At 59.4% G+C, this 16,786-nt stretch carries 13 protein-coding genes; 9 read left to right on the top strand and 4 right to left on the bottom strand.

Translation table 11 applies throughout. From position 1 onward, the window contains the following. Positions 1–26: 26 nt before the first annotated feature. The gene (locus ACMXYI_RS01845) at positions 27–992 is read right to left on the bottom strand and encodes a 2-hydroxyacid dehydrogenase (protein WP_415771343.1); all 966 of its coding nucleotides are present in this window, start codon (positions 990–992) and stop codon (positions 27–29) included. A gap of 91 nt (positions 993–1,083) precedes the next feature. Between ACMXYI_RS01845 and ACMXYI_RS01840 the strand changes: the two genes are divergently transcribed. Beyond that, positions 1,084–1,713 (top strand): LysE family translocator, encoded by a 630-nt coding sequence (locus tag ACMXYI_RS01840; RefSeq protein ID WP_415771341.1) that lies wholly within the window; start codon positions 1,084–1,086, stop codon positions 1,711–1,713. A gap of 15 nt (positions 1,714–1,728) precedes the next feature. Here ACMXYI_RS01840 and ACMXYI_RS01835 read toward each other — a convergent pair whose 3' ends face one another. After that, the gene (locus ACMXYI_RS01835) at positions 1,729–2,610 is read right to left on the bottom strand and encodes a glycosyltransferase family 2 protein (RefSeq protein ID WP_415773843.1); all 882 of its coding nucleotides are present in this window, start codon (positions 2,608–2,610) and stop codon (positions 1,729–1,731) included. 361 nt (positions 2,611–2,971) lie between these two features. On the opposite strand from ACMXYI_RS01835, the gene ACMXYI_RS01830 reads away from it, so the two are divergent. The 4 genes from ACMXYI_RS01830 to ACMXYI_RS01815 all read left to right on the top strand — a co-directional run bounded on the left by ACMXYI_RS01830 (position 2,972) and on the right by ACMXYI_RS01815 (position 11,438). Then, complete coding sequence (locus tag ACMXYI_RS01830; RefSeq protein ID WP_095130433.1) at positions 2,972–4,654, top strand: fatty acid--CoA ligase; 1,683 nt, start codon at positions 2,972–2,974, stop codon at positions 4,652–4,654. 338 nt (positions 4,655–4,992) lie between these two features. Then, on the top strand, positions 4,993–6,930 hold the full coding sequence (locus tag ACMXYI_RS01825; RefSeq protein WP_415771339.1) for a DUF1302 domain-containing protein: 1,938 nt from the start codon (positions 4,993–4,995) through the stop codon (positions 6,928–6,930). A 28-nt stretch (positions 6,931–6,958) separates the two neighbouring features. Beyond that, positions 6,959–8,323 carry a DUF1329 domain-containing protein gene (locus ACMXYI_RS01820; RefSeq protein WP_415771337.1) on the top strand — a complete coding sequence of 455 codons (1,365 nt, stop codon included), beginning with the start codon at positions 6,959–6,961 and terminating at the stop codon, positions 8,321–8,323. A gap of 376 nt (positions 8,324–8,699) precedes the next feature. After that, entirely contained in the window at positions 8,700–11,438 is a 2,739-nt protein-coding gene (locus tag ACMXYI_RS01815) for a LuxR C-terminal-related transcriptional regulator (protein ID WP_415771335.1), read from the top strand. Between the two features lie 54 nt (positions 11,439–11,492). On the opposite strand, the gene ACMXYI_RS01810 is transcribed toward ACMXYI_RS01815, so the two are convergent. After that, positions 11,493–12,311, bottom strand: a complete 819-nt coding sequence (locus ACMXYI_RS01810) for a PP2C family serine/threonine-protein phosphatase (protein ID WP_415771333.1) — start codon at positions 12,309–12,311, stop codon at positions 11,493–11,495. A gap of 233 nt (positions 12,312–12,544) precedes the next feature. Here ACMXYI_RS01810 and ACMXYI_RS01805 point away from each other — a divergent pair, with 233 nt between their 5' ends. After that, positions 12,545–13,189, top strand: a complete 645-nt coding sequence (locus ACMXYI_RS01805) for an MBL fold metallo-hydrolase (RefSeq protein WP_415771331.1) — start codon at positions 12,545–12,547, stop codon at positions 13,187–13,189. A 118-nt stretch (positions 13,190–13,307) separates the two neighbouring features. Further along, on the top strand, positions 13,308–14,039 hold the full coding sequence (locus tag ACMXYI_RS01800; protein WP_415771329.1) for an OmpA family protein: 732 nt from the start codon (positions 13,308–13,310) through the stop codon (positions 14,037–14,039). 95 nt (positions 14,040–14,134) lie between these two features. On the opposite strand, the gene ACMXYI_RS01795 is transcribed toward ACMXYI_RS01800, so the two are convergent. Continuing rightward, a complete protein-coding gene (locus ACMXYI_RS01795; RefSeq protein WP_129441343.1) occupies positions 14,135–14,569 on the bottom strand; it encodes a YhcB family protein in 435 nt (144 codons plus the stop codon). 144 nt (positions 14,570–14,713) lie between these two features. On the opposite strand from ACMXYI_RS01795, the gene ACMXYI_RS01790 reads away from it, so the two are divergent. Together ACMXYI_RS01790 and ACMXYI_RS01785 are read left to right on the top strand one after the other, a co-directional pair. Further along, positions 14,714–15,343, top strand: coding sequence for an alpha/beta hydrolase (locus tag ACMXYI_RS01790; RefSeq protein WP_415771327.1), 630 nt, complete (start codon positions 14,714–14,716; stop codon positions 15,341–15,343). A 24-nt stretch (positions 15,344–15,367) separates the two neighbouring features. After that, a complete protein-coding gene (locus ACMXYI_RS01785) occupies positions 15,368–16,723 on the top strand; it encodes a tryptophan--tRNA ligase (RefSeq protein WP_415771325.1) in 1,356 nt (451 codons plus the stop codon). The last annotated feature ends 63 nt before the right edge of the window (positions 16,724–16,786 follow it).

Raw genomic sequence — 16,786 nt, 5'->3', positions numbered from 1 at the left:
CCTGTGAAAAAAAGTGCCGCAGTCTATCAACTGACGACCCGCAGTGCTTTACCGCTGAAGTATCCCCGAGCGTTTTCGGTCAACTGGCCCACGATTCGCTGGCGTGCCTCGCGACTGCCCCAGGCGTTGTGCGGGGTGACAATCAACCGTGGAATGTCGTGGGCCAGCAGCGGATTGCCGGCGGTCGGTGGCTCGACGCTCAACACGTCGGTGGCCGCGCCACCCAGGTGACCGTTGCGCAGGGCATCGGCCAGGGCCTGTTCGTCAATCAAGCCACCGCGTGCGGTGTTGACCACGAATGCACCGGGTTTCATCGAGGCCAGTTCACGGGCTCCGATGAAGTGGCGGGTGTGTTCGTTGAGCGGACAGTGCAGGGTCAGCGCATCGATCTGCGACAGCAGCTCATCCAGTGGCAAACGATCCGGCCGGGCAGGGCGCCCGGGAATCTGGCCGAGCAGTACACGCATGCCAAAGGCTTCGGCGAGTCGTGCGACCGCGCCGCCCAGTTCGCCGTGACCGAGCAGGCCGAGGGTTTTGCCTTCCAGCTCAACAATCGGGTAATCCAGCAGACAGAACTGTTTCGCCTGCTGCCAGCGACCTTCGCCGACAGCCTTTTGATAATCGGCCAGGCGCGTTGCCAGATTGAGCAGCAACATGATCGTGTGCTGCGCCACCGACGGCGTGCCGTAACCCTGGCAGTTGCAGACGGTAATGCCGTGGGCGCGGGCGGCGGCGAGGTCAACGTTGTTGGTGCCGGTGGCGGTGATCAGGATCAGCTTCAGCTCAGGGCTGGCAGCGATGGCGGCGGCGTCGATCAGGATTTTGTTGCTGATGGCAACGGTAGCGCCCTTGAGGCGTTCGATCACCTGGTCCGGTGTGGTCTGGGCGAAAAGCTGTAAGTCGCTGAAACACTCTTGCAGCGGGCTGAGGTCGAGGTCGCCCAGGTCCAGGGACGGGTGGTCGAGGAAAACGGCGCGGTGAGTGTTCGTCATCAACTGTACCTTTTGTGCAATGAACTGAAGGCGTAATCTGCCGAGCCTACCAGATGAAACAAACAGTTACGCTTGGCCAAAAGGACCCCCCATGTACTGGACAGAGTTTTTGACCGTTGCCCTGATTCACTTGCTGGCCGTGGCCAGCCCCGGCCCGGACTTTGCCGTGGTGGTGCGTGAGAGCGTGACCCATGGCCGTCGCGCTGGCACCTGGACGGCGCTGGGCGTTGGCACGGCGATTTTCCTGCACGTCGGCTATTCGTTGCTCGGCATTGGCCTGATCGTGTCCCAGTCGATCGTGTTGTTTAATGCCCTGAAATGGGCTGCCGCCGCGTACCTGCTGTACATCGGCTTCAAGGCCCTGCGAGCACAGCCGGCCCAGCCTGCGGCTGACGAGTTGCACAAGGAAGCGGGTGAGCGCACTGCTCGCGGCGCCTTTACGTCGGGTTTCGTGACCAACGGTCTGAACCCGAAAGCGACGCTGTTCTTCCTTTCGCTGTTCACCGTGGTGATCAATCCGCACACGCCGCTGACGGTACAGACGGGCTACGGGGTCTACCTCGCGGTTGCCACCGCTGTGTGGTTCTGCCTGGTGGCGATGCTGTTCAGCCAGCAGCGCGTGCGTGCAGGTTTTGCCCGGATGGGCCACTGGTTTGATCGGACCATGGGCGCGGTACTGATCGCCATCGGCGTGAAACTCGCGTTTACCGAGATGCACTGAGGCCCGTTGAGGCGGCTAGCGATGTAATACCAGCCGCCTGAAGCGTTTGAAGCTGGTTCTATTGAGGTGCCGCCAGGGAATCGAGCGCAACAGCTGCCAGGCTTCTTTCTTGTCTTCGACCACGGCATATTTGAGAGCCTTGTTCACCAGTTTGGTGCGGGCGCTGTGGTATCCGGGATGGTTCACGTACGGTTCGATCGCCTCAAGGTCCGCCTGGAGCAATATCCGGTATTTTCTCGACAGGTTGTTGGCATGACGGCGATAGCGGGTCATGCAGATCGGCAGTTCATGGATCTCATAACCCAGCCGGGCGATCCGCAACGTCATCTGAAAGTCCTGAACCCGCAGCTTCGGCGCGTAGAAGTCGGCACTTCGCATCGCTTTCATGCGGTAGAGCGCAACAGGGGCGCCGATCACGACGGCACCTCTGAGGACCTGATCGAAGTTGTAGGTGTGGATCTTGTCGCGTTGTTGGTGCTTGAGGGTGTTGCCATCGCTGTCCATGTAGCTGATCAGCGCACCTACGCAGCCGACATTCGGGTGCTTGTCCAGGTATTCGGCGCGAATACGCACTGACTCCGGCAGCATGATGTCATCCAGGTCCGGCGTCGACACATAGACGCCTTTGGCGTATCGCAAGCCGTGGTTGAGCGCCGCGCTCACGCCCCGGTTCGGTTGCGAATACAGCTGGAAGTCATAGGTTTGTTGCAAGCGCTTGAGTATGGCGAGGCTGTCGTCGCTGGACCCATCGTCCACGATGATGACTTCGAAGTTCGGGTAGTCCTGGGCGAAGATGCTCTTGATGGCGTCTTCCAGGTACTTTTGCGCGTTGAAACAGGGCGCCACGATGGAAACCAGAGGCACTTGTGTGGAGGTGCCGTTCTGGGGGGCGGTCAATTCAATAGTCATTGTTATATGCAATACCGATGGCGTGTGACCAGACAGGTCTAGTGAACAAGATCCTTCTCTTGAAGATGAGGTTGAAGGTCGGGCGACCTGGGGCAACTGTTCGGCTGCCAACCGATCGGCTCATCGTGTCCGTATGGTACGTAGGCTGACAGACAAGTGTTACGTGCATGCGTTGCAACGTTTTACAGCGCAGATCCCGAATTTCCGACGAAACACGCCAGAGGTAGTGGCGTAAAGCTAGTATTTTGCCCGTTTCTGCAAATCATTCCTTTGGCTGATTTGGCTGGCGTCCAAGCGCACTAAAGTGCTTACTTTCAGCCACGACCGTGCAGTCAGAAAAGGGACTCTTATGTTGCAGACTCGCGTTATCCCTCCAGCCGAAGGCGCTTACCAGTATCCGTTGCTGATTAAACGGCTGCTGATGTCCGGCGCTCGTTATGAAAAAACCCGCGAGATCATTTACCGCGACCAGTTGCGCTACAGCTATCCGACCCTGATCGAACGGGTCGCCAGGCTGGCCAACGTGCTGACGGCGGCCGGCGTCAAGGCCGGGGATACCGTGGCGGTGATGGACTGGGACAGCCATCGTTATCTGGAATGCATGTTCGCCATCCCGATGATCGGCGCGGTGATCCACACCATCAACGTGCGCCTGTCACCGGAACAGATCCTCTACACCATGAACCACGCCGAGGACCGCTTTGTGCTGGTCAACAGCGAGTTCGTCGGGTTGTACCAGGCCATTGCCGGGCACCTGACCACGGTAGAGAAAACCCTTCTGCTGACCGATCTGCCGGAGAAAACCGCCGACTTGCCGAACCTGATTGGCGAGTACGAGCAATTGCTGGCGGCCGCGAGCACGCAGTACGACTTCCAGGACTTCGACGAAAACTCGGTCGCGACCACGTTCTATACCACCGGCACCACCGGTAATCCCAAAGGCGTGTATTTCACCCATCGGCAACTGGTGCTGCACACCATGGGTGTGTCGACCATCATGGGCGCCATCGACAGCGTGCGTTTGTTGGGCACCAACGACGTCTACATGCCGATTACCCCGATGTTCCATGTGCACGCCTGGGGCTTGCCGTATGTGGCGACCATGCTCGGGCTCAAGCAGGTCTATCCCGGTCGCTATGACCCTGAGTACCTGGTGGAGCTGTGGCGCAAGGAGAAGGTCACCTTTTCCCATTGCGTGCCGACCATCCTGCAAATGGTCCTCAATTCCAAAGCTGCGCAAGGCACGGATTTCGGTGGCTGGAAAATCGTCATCGGCGGCAGTGCGCTGAACCGTGCGCTGTACGACGCGGCCAAGGCCAAGGGCATTCAACTGACCGCCGCTTACGGCATGTCGGAAACCGGGCCGTTGGTGTCGTGTGCCCACCTCAACGATGAGCTGATGGCCGGCACCGAAGACGAACGCACCACGTACAGGATCAAGGCCGGTGTGCCGGGGCCATTGGTGGAGGCGGCGATCGTCGACACCGACGGTAACTTCCTGCCCGCCGATGGCGAAACCCAGGGCGAACTGGTGCTGCGTGCGCCGTGGCTCACCGAGGGTTATTTCAACGAACCGCAAAAGGGCGCCGAGCTCTGGGCCGGGGGCTGGCTGCACACCGGTGATGTTGCGACCCTGGACAGCATGGGTGTGATCGACATTCGCGACCGGATCAAGGATGTGATCAAGACTGGCGGCGAGTGGATCTCCTCCCTGGACCTTGAAGACTTGATCAGCCGCCACCCTGCGGTACGCGAAGTAGCAGTTGTGGGCATCGCCGATCCGCAGTGGGGCGAACGACCGTTCGCACTGCTGGTGGTCCGCGAAGGCCATGAGATCGGGGCCAAAGAACTGAAGGAACACCTCAAGCCGTTCGTGGAACTGGGGCACCTGAGCAAGTGGGCCATCCCGAGCCAGATCGCCCTTGTTACTGAAATTCCCAAGACCAGTGTCGGCAAACTCGACAAGAAGCGTATTCGCGTCGACATCACCGAATGGCAAGCCAACAACAGCACCTTCCTCTCGACGCTTTAAGCGTCACTTGGCGTGCCCAAAAGGGCACGCCAGCCCCACCAAGCAAGCGCTTGGCTTGTCAAATCTGAAATTTCAGCCATCCTTGCCGTGCCGACAGGTGTCGGCTTGGCAAAGGACTGTTCCAGAGTGGCTGGCAGCTGCAAATCACACTTTAGAGGGATCAAGCAGTACTACCTGCTGGCTATAGTCCGCTCAAGGATTTTTAAGAACGGAGCAAACGCACAAACCGGGGCGATGCAACTTTGGAATGACTTAGGGACACCTTGGCTCCCAGTCATCCACAGCGTTTTTAGAAGTGCTCACTGCCATAACAATAAAATGCACATGGAGTAGCGTCGATGACATCAGTAAACCAGTTCTGGCGCCGGGCAAAACTGCCCCTGGCGGTCAGTCTTGCCTCTACGCTCGCCGGGCCAGCATTCGGCGTCAGTTTCAACGTTGGTGAAATCGAAGGTCAGTTCGACTCGTCCCTGTCGATCGGTGCCAGTTGGTCTACTGAAAATGCCAACAAGAACCTCATCGGCGTCAACAACGGCGGCCGTGGCCTGTCCCAGACTTCCGACGACGGTCACCTGAACTTCAAGAGCGGCGAAACGTTCTCCAAGATCTTCAAGGGCATCCATGACCTTGAATTGAAATATGGCGACACCGGTGTTTTCGTTCGTGGCAAATACTGGTACGACTTCGAACTCAAGGACGAAGACCGTCCGTTCAAGGACATCAGCGACAGCAACCGCAAGGAAGGCGCCAAGTCCTCCGGCGGCCAGATCCTCGACGCCTTCGTCTACCACAACTACTCCGTTGCCGATCAGCCGGGCTCCGTGCGTCTGGGCAAGCAAGTAGTGAGCTGGGGTGAAAGTACTTTCATCGGCGGCGGTATCAACTCGATCAACCCGATCGACGTATCCGCGTTCCGTCGTCCCGGTGCCGAGATCAAGGAAGGCCTGATCCCGGTCAACATGTTCTACGTGTCCCAGAGCCTCACCGAGAACCTCTCGACCGAAGCCTTCTACCAGCTCGAATGGGACCAGACCGTTACCGACAACTGCGGCACCTTCTTCTCGCAACCGGACGTGATTTCGGATGGCTGCGACAACAACCTGGCCGTACTGCGCACCCGTAACGGACTTAACAGCGCACTGACGGCTGCGGGGCTGCCGGCTTCGCTTCGTAATGCCAGCATCAACACCCTGGCTGCCGGAGGCGTGAACTGGGGAGACCCGGATGAAGGCGTAATCGTTCGTCGCGGTCCGGATCGCGATGCCCGTGACAGCGGTCAATTTGGCGTGTCCTTCAAATACATGTTCGATCCGCTGGACACCGAGTTCGGCGCCTACTTCATGAACTACCACAGCCGTGCGCCGATTTTCAGCGGCAAAGGTGCTCCGGCGAGCGCTTACAGCGCGGCGGGCCTGGTGGGCTCCCTGGTGGCCAGGGGTGTTCCTCTTGCTGTCGCGCGTAACCTGGCACCGACCTTGTTGCCATTGAATGTGGCCGGTAACTCCAGCTACTACGTCGAGTACCCTGAAGATATTCGCCTGTATGGCTTGAGCTTCTCTACCACGTTACCGACAGGTACTGCGTGGAGTGGTGAAGTCAGCTACCGGCCGAATGCTCCGGTTCAGCTCAACACCACCGACATTCTCTTTTCCGGTCTGACACCTCTGAACCCTAACGTTTCCGTACTCCAGGGTACGCCAGGGGCGGATCAAAAAGGCTATCGCCGCAAGGAAGTGACCCAGCTCCAGACGACCCTTACTCATTTCTTCGACCAGGTGATGGGCGCTGAGCGACTGACCCTGGTGGGTGAGGTCGGCTTTACTCACGTTGGTGGTCTGGAAAGCACTAACAAAGCGCGTTACGGCCGTGACCCGAGCTACGGCCCGGGCCCGTTGCCAGGTGGTCAGTGCCAGACATTGAACAGCGGCACCCTGGCCGGCGGACCACAAAACAACGTGAGTCGCTACTGCGAAAACGACGGGTTCACCACCGCAAACTCCTGGGGCTACCGCGGTCGTGCCATCTGGGAATACAACGACGTATTCGCCGGTGTGAACCTCAAGCCGAACGTGGCCTGGTCTCATGACGTGGAAGGCTACTCACCTGGCCCTGGCGGCAACTTCGAGGAAGGTCGCAAAGCGGTGAGCCTGGGCGTCGATGCCGAGTACCAGAACACCTACACCGCGAGCCTGGCTTACACCAACTTCTTTGATGGCAAGTACACCACCGTCGATGACCGCGACTTCGTTGCGCTCAGCTTCGGCGTGAACTTCTAAGCACTGCATTATCAGGACGAACACACCTATGAAAATAACAAAGAGTCTGTTCCACGTCGGTGTTCTGGGGCTTTCGCTGCTGGCGACCGGCGTCATGGCGGCGGTCCCTGCGGCCGAAGCGGACAAACTGGGCAAGAGCCTGACCCCGATGGGCGCCGAGATGGCAGGCAACGCTGACGGATCGATCCCGGCCTGGAAACCGATGGCGAAAAACGCCGGCAACGTCGACGGCAAAGGCTTCCTGTCCGACCCGTACGCCAGTGAAAAACCGCTGTTCACCATCACGGCGCAGAACGTCGACCAGTACAAGGACAAGCTCGCTCCGGGTCAGTACGCGATGTTCAAGCGCTACCCGGAAACCTTCAAGATGCCGGTTTACCCGTCCCATCGCGGCGCGACCGTGCCGGATGCCGTGTTTGCCTCCATCAAGAAAAACGCCACCGCCACTAACCTGGTGTCCGGCGGCAACGGTCTGGAGAACTTCGAAACCGCAGTTCCATTCCCGATTCCGAAGACCGGCGTCGAAGTCATCTGGAACCACATCACCCGCTATCGCGGTGGCAGCGTGACCCGTCTGGTGACCCAGGCCACGCCGCAGCCGAACGGCTCGTACAGCCTGGTGTACTTCCAGGACCAGTTCGTGTTCCGCGACAAGATGAAGGATTACGATCCGGCGAACCCGGGCAACATCCTGTTCTACTTCAAGCAGAAAGTGACCGCGCCGGCACGTCTGGCCGGCGGTGTGCTGCTGGTGCACGAAACCCTCGACCAGGTGAAAGAGCCACGTTCGGCGTGGGTCTACAACGCCGGCCAGCGTCGTGTGCGTCGCGCACCACAAGTGTCCTATGACGGGCCGGGTACCGCAGCCGATGGCCTGCGTACCTCCGACAACCTGGACATGTATAACGGTGCGCCGGATCGTTACGACTGGAAACTCGAAGGCAAGAAAGAGATGTACATCGCCTCCGACAGCTACAAACTCGACTCGCCGCAACTCAAGTACGACGACATCATCAAGGCCGGTCACATCAACCAGGACCTGGCTCGTTACGAGCTGCGCCGGGTCTGGCATGTGGTGGCTACCTTGAAGGAAGGTCAGCGTCACATCTACGCCAAGCGTGACTTCTACATCGACGAAGACACCTGGCAAGCGGCCGTGATCGACCACTACGACGGTCGTAATCAACTGTGGCGGGTGGCGGAAGCTCACTCCCAGAATTACTACAACGTTCAAGTGCCGTGGTACACCCTGGAAACCTTGTACGACCTGCAATCGGGCCGCTACCTGGCGCTGGGCATGAAGAACGAAGAGAAATCGGCGTATGACTTCGGCTTCACCGCCACCACCAGCGACTTCACTCCGGCCGCTCTGCGCCAGGATGGTGTTCGCTAAGCTGTCCTGAACAGAGGCCGCATCCTCGAGAAACGCCCCGACTGGTTCGGGGCGTTTTTTTTTCAGTTCACAAAGATCTTTGTAGCAGCTGTCGAGCTTGCGAGGCTGCGTTCGGCTGCGAAGCAGTCGTAAAACCTGAATGCAAGGTTGTCCTGAAGCACCGCAGCGTTTGACTTCACGACTGCTGCGCAGCCGAACGCAGCCTCGCAAGCTCGACAGCTGCTACGAGGTCGGTGTGACTGTCGGGTTTGCTCGGCACTTCTGCTTGTATTCTTTTTGTAGCCATTTGTAGCAATAACCTTCATTCCCTCTTCGTTTACCGCTAGGCTGCGGACATCTGCAACGCCGCCAACCGCCATTCAAACAAGAGCCGGCCATGACTGATCTGTCCCCACACCCGGGCCCTGCAAGCGTTGCCGTCGCGGTACTGGACGGGCGTTTTTTTCGGCCTCCGTTGCCCGATGGCCATGTGCTGCGGCCTCGTCTGTGCGAGCGCTTGAGTGCGGGCCTCGGTGGCAGGTTGTTGCTGGTCAGCGCACCGGCGGGGTTTGGCAAGAGTTCGTTGGCGGTGGAGTTCTGTCAGGGCTTGCCGGCTCACTGGCAAAGTCTGTGGCTGGGGTTGAGTCCGCGAGACAGCGATCCCGGACGTTTTCTTGAGCGGTTGCTCGAAGGCCTCCAGGACTTTTTTCCGCAACTCGGCAGTCAGTCCCTGGGGCTGCTGAAAATGCGGCAGCGGCATCAACCGTTTGCTTTTGAAGAATGGCTGGACGGTTTGCTCGATGAGTTGGCCGTGCACCTGTCTTCGAATACGCCCCTGCTGTTGGTGCTTGATGACTACCATCTGGCGCAGGGCCCGGTTCTCGATCGCTGCCTGCAATTTTTCCTCAATCACCTCCCTGACGGCTTGCTGGTCATGGTCACCAGTCGGCAGCGGCCGGACTGGCATCTGGCGCGCCTGCGGCTGTCGCGGCAACTGCTCGAGTTGAATGAGCAGGACTTGCGCCTGACTCACGACGAAGCCTTGACCCTGCTTGATCGGCACAGCAGCTCCTTGCGCGGCGAAGCGCTGGAGAGCCTCATCCTGCGCAGCGAAGGTTGGGTCGCCGGACTGCGTTTCTGGCTGCTGGCGGCGTCTGAAGCGGGCTCCCAGGGTGCTTTGCCGCAGGCCTTGCATGGCGGGGAAGGGCTGATCCGCGATTATCTGCTCGAAGAAGTCATCGATTGTCTGCCCGCCGAGGTGCAGTCATTCCTTTACGACACAGCACCTCAGGAACGTTTTTGCAGCGAACTGTGCGACGCCGTTCGCGAAGCCCATGACAGTGCCGAGATCCTGCGTTTTCTGTTGGCCCATCAGGTGTTCCTGGTGCCACTGGATGAAAACGGTCACTGGTATCGCTACCACCATTTGTTTTCCGATCTGTTGCGCACCCGGCCTACCGCGCAAGCGATGGTGCCAGCGGCCAGCCTGCACTTGCGCGCCTGTCGCTGGTTCAATGCCCAGGGACTGCTCGATGAAGCAGTTGAGCAGGCGTTGCGTGCCGGGCACCTGGATGTCGCGGCGAACCTGGTGCAGAACCTCTCCGAAGAGCAACTGCTGGCCGAACAGAACGTCGGCATGTTGCTGCGCTGGAAAATGGACTTGCCCGACAGCCTGCTGATCAGCACGCCACGGCTGATCGTGCTGTACAGCTGGGCGTTGGGGCTGGCGTGTCAGCTGGACGCCGCCGAGGAGCTGGCCAGTCATTTGAGTCGCTTCCTGCCGGCCCCGTCGGCCACTGCGCAGAAATCCATGCTGGCGCAATGGCTGGCCCTGAGCGGGATCATCGCGCGCGGGCGCGGCAATCGTGAGCTGACGCTGCTCTATTGCACCGAAGCGCAGGAGAGCCTGCCCGCCAAACGCTACGGGCAGCGCCTGATGTGCCTCTCGACCCTGTCCAACCTGGCCATTGCCGACGGCGATTTGTGGCGTGCCCGCGGGTTGAACCGTGAATCTCTGGAGTTGGCGCAACGGGTCGGCAACCCGCTGTTCGAAGCGCTGGCCCATTATGACCGCGCTCGCGTGCTGCAAGCGCGAGGGGAAATCCTGCGTTCGCTGGATGAAGTGCGTCAGGGGTTGCAACGCCTGCAACGGTTATCCCCGCAACGGCTTTATGCCGTACGCGCCCGACTGACTTTGTACGAAGGCTTTTTGTTAGCCCTGCGCTTGCAGCCCCAAGCCGCGCGGGCACGCTTGCAAGCCGGTTTGAATGAAGCACGCGCCTGTCGTGATATCAGCGTATTGATCGGCCACTGCGTGATCGCCAGGCTTGAGGGTATCAGCGGCGAATTCGCCAAAGCCTTCGCCGAACTCGCCGAAGCCGAACGCCTGATGCACATCTGGGACGTGCCACCGATCTACTACCTGGCGATGATCACCCTGGTCAAATGCGAACTCTGGCTGGCTCAGGGGCGTACCGATCTGGCCGAAGCCTGGCTCGCTCGCTTGGGCCAGACCTACAACGGCGAACACGCGGCAGCCCCTCCGGAGTTCCATCCGCAACTGCCGCTGCATATCGAGTTGCAGCAGGCCTTGCTGGAGGTCATTCAGGGGCAGCCGATGCTGGCGGAAGGGCGATTGAACGCGTTGCTTGAGCATGGGCAGCAAACGGGCAGGCAACTGCTCAGTGTGATGGCACTGACTCAGAAAGTGACGTTATTGCTGGGGTGCGGACGCGAACCCGAGGCCCGCAAGGCACTGAGTCAGGCGCTGGAAGCGGCGGCCGGTGGAGTGCTGCAACCGTTTGACAGGTTGTTGGCTGAACATTCGGACTGGCTGCGTGGACAACTTCAACTCGGTGCACCGACGCCCGTTTCACAGAGCCTTTCAGAACAACTTCCGGCAGAGATAGCCCGTCCCGCAGTGGAGTCATCCGCCGCCGCGGAACAACTCAGTACGCGGGAAATGGCTGTCCTGCGACTGATCGCCCAGGGTTGTTCAAATCAGGAAATCAGCGATCAGCTGTTTATCTCGCTGCACACGGTGAAAACCCATGCCAGCCATATCAACAGCAAGCTTGGGGTGGAGCGGCGAACGCAAGCGGTCGCCAGGGCGAAAGAGTTGGGTGTATTGCAGTAATCGCCGTTTGAAGACCTCCGAAACAAGTTGGGCCTTGCGATCAGAGGTTTTCGGTCATTTATCCTCTGAGACAGTCACTCCGGATGTTTGCCCCACGTCGATGGAGTGCTTCAGGATCGACAGTAAGCCGATGGAGCAGTCATCTGCGGTTTTACTGGCAATGGACTGTTGCAGGTTGTCACCCAGCACTTCCCTCATTTTTTTTCTGGGCAACGTTGCATTCCACTCCAGCAGCTCTTGGATCGCCGGGGCGGGGACGGCGCTGGATTTGTCATAGAGGCTTTCTGCGATGCCGTGGCTCATGATCGCGAAGCCAGTGGTGGCTTCGATTTGCCCACGGTACAACCTGAGCCGCGACGCCGCTTTATGGTCAGTCAGAAGCAGGGTGGTATTGGCGAGCTCGCCATTTTCTGGATGGGAAAGGGCCAGGAGTTGTCCGTCTGCATCAAGGCTTGCGATAACGCCATCGCCCAAGTGGCCTGCCAGGTAGCGGCCTCGTGAGTAAGCGACGAACGACAAGGTGCAGGCCAGGTCGTTGATATCGCCTCCGAGCTTTGCAGATTTGCGTCTGAACGCGTCCAGGCAGCGATTAACCAGTCGCTGGGCTGCCTTCGCGTTGTGTTTGTCCATGTTTTGCCAGAGGCTTTCAAAGTTTTTGCAGACAAAGGCCAGGGTCGCCGTGACCGCTACCTGGGCACCGATGTCGGATCTGGCTCTGGAGTCAGCCCCATCGGCCAATGAAATGCACGTCACTTCGTTGGACTCTCTGGCCGCGACATAGTCCTGGCAAGGCGTTTGAGTCTGGACGTGCGAGCGTCCTGCCACAAATGCGCAGGCCGTTTTACAGCTGAAGTCTTCCGGGATCTCAGGCATGGCTCAGACCTGTGCCCAGGCTTCGATACCTTTAATGTCCTGACGAAGGAGATAGTCTTCTTGCATGGGATTATCCTTTTTGGGCTGAGCGTTACAAAAAACGCTTCAAGAGTCGTTTGAACCAGACATTGGCTTCCTGCCGTCTTGTTTCAAAATAGGCGCGGCGCGAGGATAACCTATCAATTTTGCGGATCATAACCGCAGTACCCAGCCTTGGCACCAGGATTAACCCCATGCAAACCCCGAATACAGCCCTCATCCGCGAAACCTTCCCCGTCGGCCCTTTGCAGTGCAACTGCACGATCATCGGCGATCCGATCACCAAAAAGGCCATCGTGGTCGATCCGGGCGGTAATCACGAACTGATCCTCGCGCGGCTCGACGCACTGGGCTTGAAGGTGGTCAGCATCATTCACACCCATGCGCACCTCGATCACTTCCTGGCTTCCGGCCAGTTGAAGGAGAAAACCGGCGCAACCCTGCATCTGCATAAAGAAGATCAATTCCTCTGGGACAACCTGGAGATGCAGTGCCAGATGTTCGGTGTGCCCTACACGCAGGTGCCGCCGCCGGATCGCTGGTTGGCCGATGATGAAGAACTGGCCTGCGGCTGCGGCGTGGCGTTGCACACACCGGGTCATACGCCGGGTTCCATGAGCTTTTGGTTTTCAGAGGCTAAGCTGCTGATTGCCGGCGATACGCTGTTCCGTCGCGGAGTAGGGCGCACGGATCTTTGGGGTGGCGATCAGGCGACCATCGTGCGGTCGATCAAGCAGCGGCTGTACACTCTCGACGAAGAGGCGACGGTGGTGACCGGGCATGGTCCAGACACGCGTCTGGGCGATGAAATGCGCGAGAACCCTTTTGTGCGGGCCTGATTTCTGCAGTTGGGAAGACGCACCGCGGAATTTTTTTCATCCCACATGATCCAACGCCCGCAAAGGTTTAATGCCTTAGTCCGTTGCACCACAGAATGCAAAAAAGTAGGAGCTCTTCATGTTCACCAAGCAGCGTTTGATTATTGTCGCTACGGCTGTGGCCTTGCTGTCTGGCTGCGCCACGCCTAACCCTTACGACAACCAGGGCCAGGCCGACGGTGGTTCCACGGGCATGAGCAAAACCGCTAAGTACGGTGGCCTCGGCGCTCTGGCCGGTGCTTTGGCCGGTGCCGCCATCAGTCACGATAACCGTGGCAAGGGCGCGCTGATTGGCGCTGCGGTGGTGGGTGCTTCCGCTGCCGGTTACGGTTATTACGCCGACCAGCAAGAGAAAAAGCTGCGCGCCAGCATGGCCAACACCGGGGTGGAAGTGCAGCGCCAGGGTGATCAGATCAAACTGATCATGCCGGGTAACATCACCTTCGCCACCGATTCGGCGAACATCGCGTCGGGTTTCTATCAGCCGCTGAACAATCTGGCGGGCTCGCTCAAGGAGTTCAGCCAGAACCAGATCGAGATCGTCGGCTACACCGACAGCACGGGCAGCCGCCAGCACAACATGGACCTGTCCCAGCGTCGCGCCCAGAGCGTGGCGACTTACCTGACGTCTCAGGGCGTGAGCGGTGCCAACCTGTCGGCTCGCGGTGCCGGGCCGGATAACCCGATTGCCAGCAACGGTGACGTCAATGGTCGGGCGCAGAACCGCCGGGTCGAGGTCAATTTGAAGGCGATTCCGGGTCAGCAGTATGGTGGTCAGCAACAGCAAGGTACGGTTCAGCAGTACCCATAAGGGGCCGGATCAGGCACTAGAGATATAGACTCAGCAACAAAAAAGCCCCCGGGCGATTACTCGTCCGGGGGCTTTTTGTATCGCGCGAAACCTGATTATTTCTTCAGGCCGTAATGCTCATCGAGCATGCCCGGCGCGTTCGGGGCTTTGGGGGCGTAATCGCGTGGCGGCTCCTGGTTGCGCGGCGGCGTCAGGCGTTCGCGCGGGGCCTGGGCCGCGTCGGCGTGCAGGGAAGCCAGCAAGCGTTGACGGGTCTGCTCGTCCAGGGCCAGGCGGTTGGCACCCTCGGCGAGATGATCCTGCACTTCCTGATAGCTCGCAGTCAGTTTCTTGACCAGCGTTGCAGTGCTGTTGAAGTGGGTGACCACCTCGTTCTGATAACTGTCGAAACGTTCCTGAACGTCATCCAGCTGACGTTGCGTGCTGCTAGGCGCAGCATTCGGCACCAGGCGAGCGATCAGGAAACCAATGGCGACACCCACAACCAGGGCAAGAGTCGGCAACAACCAAACTAAGAGCGAGTGTTCCACGAGTCCTTCCTCTATAAACGGCTTTGCTTTACGTTAACGGCTCGAACCTGCGCTGTATACCGCGATTCACTCGCAATAGATTGGCACAGACAATTTGCTAGACGAGTCGACCCGATTCGAGGTCACGGAGTTCCTTCCTTGCTTATGCGCGAAACCCCTGTAGTGATTGATGGCCCGGTCGGCCAACTGGAAGCCCTTTACCTTGATAGCGAGCAGCCCCGCGGCCTGGCGCTGATCTGCCACCCAAACCCGGTGCAGGGCGGCACCATGCTCAACAAAGTCGTCTCGACCTTGCAGCGCACCGCGCGCGACGCCGGTTTGATTACTTTGCGTTTCAACTACCGTGGCGTCGGTGCCAGTGAAGGCACCCACGACATGGGCACCGGCGAAGTCGACGACGCCCAAGCCGTTGCCGAATGGCTGCGAGCCAAACACCCCGAGTTGCCGCTGACGCTGTTCGGATTCTCCTTCGGCGGTTTTGTTGCAGCAAGTCTCGGCGGACGTCTGGAAGCCAAGGGTGAGCAGCTCAAGCACCTGTTCATGGTCGCGCCTGCGGTGATGCGTCTGGGCGATCAGGATCAACTGCCGCAACACGGCGAGCTGACCCTGATTCAGCCAGAAACCGACGAAGTCATTGATCCGCAGCTCGTTTACGAATGGTCTGACAAGCTCGAACGCCCCCATGAGCTGCTGAAAGTGGCAGAATGCGGACACTTTTTTCATGGCAAGCTGACCGATCTCAAGGATCTGATCCTGCCGCGTCTTTCGAATTGATTGCAGTCTGACAAGCGATTACCCATGACGACTCGTACCCGTATCCTCACCGGCATCACCACCACCGGCACGCCGCACCTGGGCAACTACGCCGGCGCCATCCGCCCGGCGATCCTTGCCAGCCGTGACAGCAATGCCGATTCGTTCTACTTCCTGGCCGACTACCACGCTCTGATCAAATGCGATGACCCGCTGCGTATCCAGCGCTCGCGCCTGGAAATCGCCGCGACCTGGCTGGCCGGTGGCCTGGATGTGGACCGCGTAACCTTCTATCGCCAGTCCGACATCCCGGAAATCCCCGAACTGACCTGGCTGCTGACCTGCGTTGCCGCCAAGGGCCTGCTCAACCGCGCCCATGCCTACAAGGCTTCGGTGGACAAGAACGTCGAAACCGGTGAAGACCCGGACGCCGGCATCACCATGGGCTTGTACAGCTACCCGGTGCTGATGGCCGCGGACATTCTGATGTTCAACGCCCACAAGGTGCCGGTCGGCCGTGACCAGATCCAGCACGTGGAAATGGCCCGTGACATCGGCCAGCGCTTCAACCATCTGTTCGGTCAGGGCAAAGAATTCTTCACCATGCCCGAGGCGCTGATCGAAGAAAGCGTCGCCACGCTGCCAGGCCTCGACGGTCGCAAGATGTCGAAGAGCTACGACAACACCATTCCATTGTTCAGCAGCGCCAAGGAAATGAAGGACGCGATTTCGCGGATCGTTACTGACTCCCGAGCGCCGGGCGAAGCGAAAGATCCGGACAACTCGCACCTGTTCACCCTGTTCCAGGCGTTCGCCACTGCTGCGCAGGCCGACGAGTTCCGCAGCGAACTGCTGCAAGGCCTGGGTTGGGGCGAGGCGAAGAATCGTCTGTTCCAGCTGCTGGACAACGAATTGGGCGAGTCCCGCGAGCGCTATCACCAGTTGATCGAACGCCCGGCGGATCTGGAAGACATCCTGCAAATCGGTGCCAAAAAGGCTCGTTCGGTGGCGACACCGTTCCTCCACGAACTGCGTGAAGCGGTTGGTCTGCGTTCTTTCGTCGCTCAGACCCAGGTCGCGATCACCACCAAGAAGAAAGCCGCGAAAGCCGCGCGTTTTGTCAGTTTCCGCGAAGAAGACAGCAGCTTCCGTTTCCGTCTGCTGGCGGCTGATGGCGAGCAGCTGCTGTTGTCGCGCAACTTCGCCGACGGCAAAACCGCAGGTCAAGTGACCAAGCAGTTGCAATCGGGTCAGCCGTTGGATGTGCGCAGTGAAGACCGCAGTTTCAGCGTCTGGCTGGAAGGCGAATGCGTGGGCGACAGCCCGACATTTGCTGACAACGCCGCTCGCGACGTCGCCATCGACGCCCTGCGGGTTGCCCTGACCCCGGTTCAGGAATAATCAACGGCTCGGTCCGACCAAGGGCCGATTGCCATTCCCACGGGCCGTCGCTACAGTGACGGC

It is taken from the genome of Pseudomonas lyxosi (assembly GCF_047758685.1).
In the GTDB taxonomy this organism is placed as follows: Bacteria; Pseudomonadota; Gammaproteobacteria; order Pseudomonadales; family Pseudomonadaceae; genus Aquipseudomonas; species Aquipseudomonas lyxosi.
This window is presented reverse-complemented; position numbering and strand designations above follow the sequence as displayed.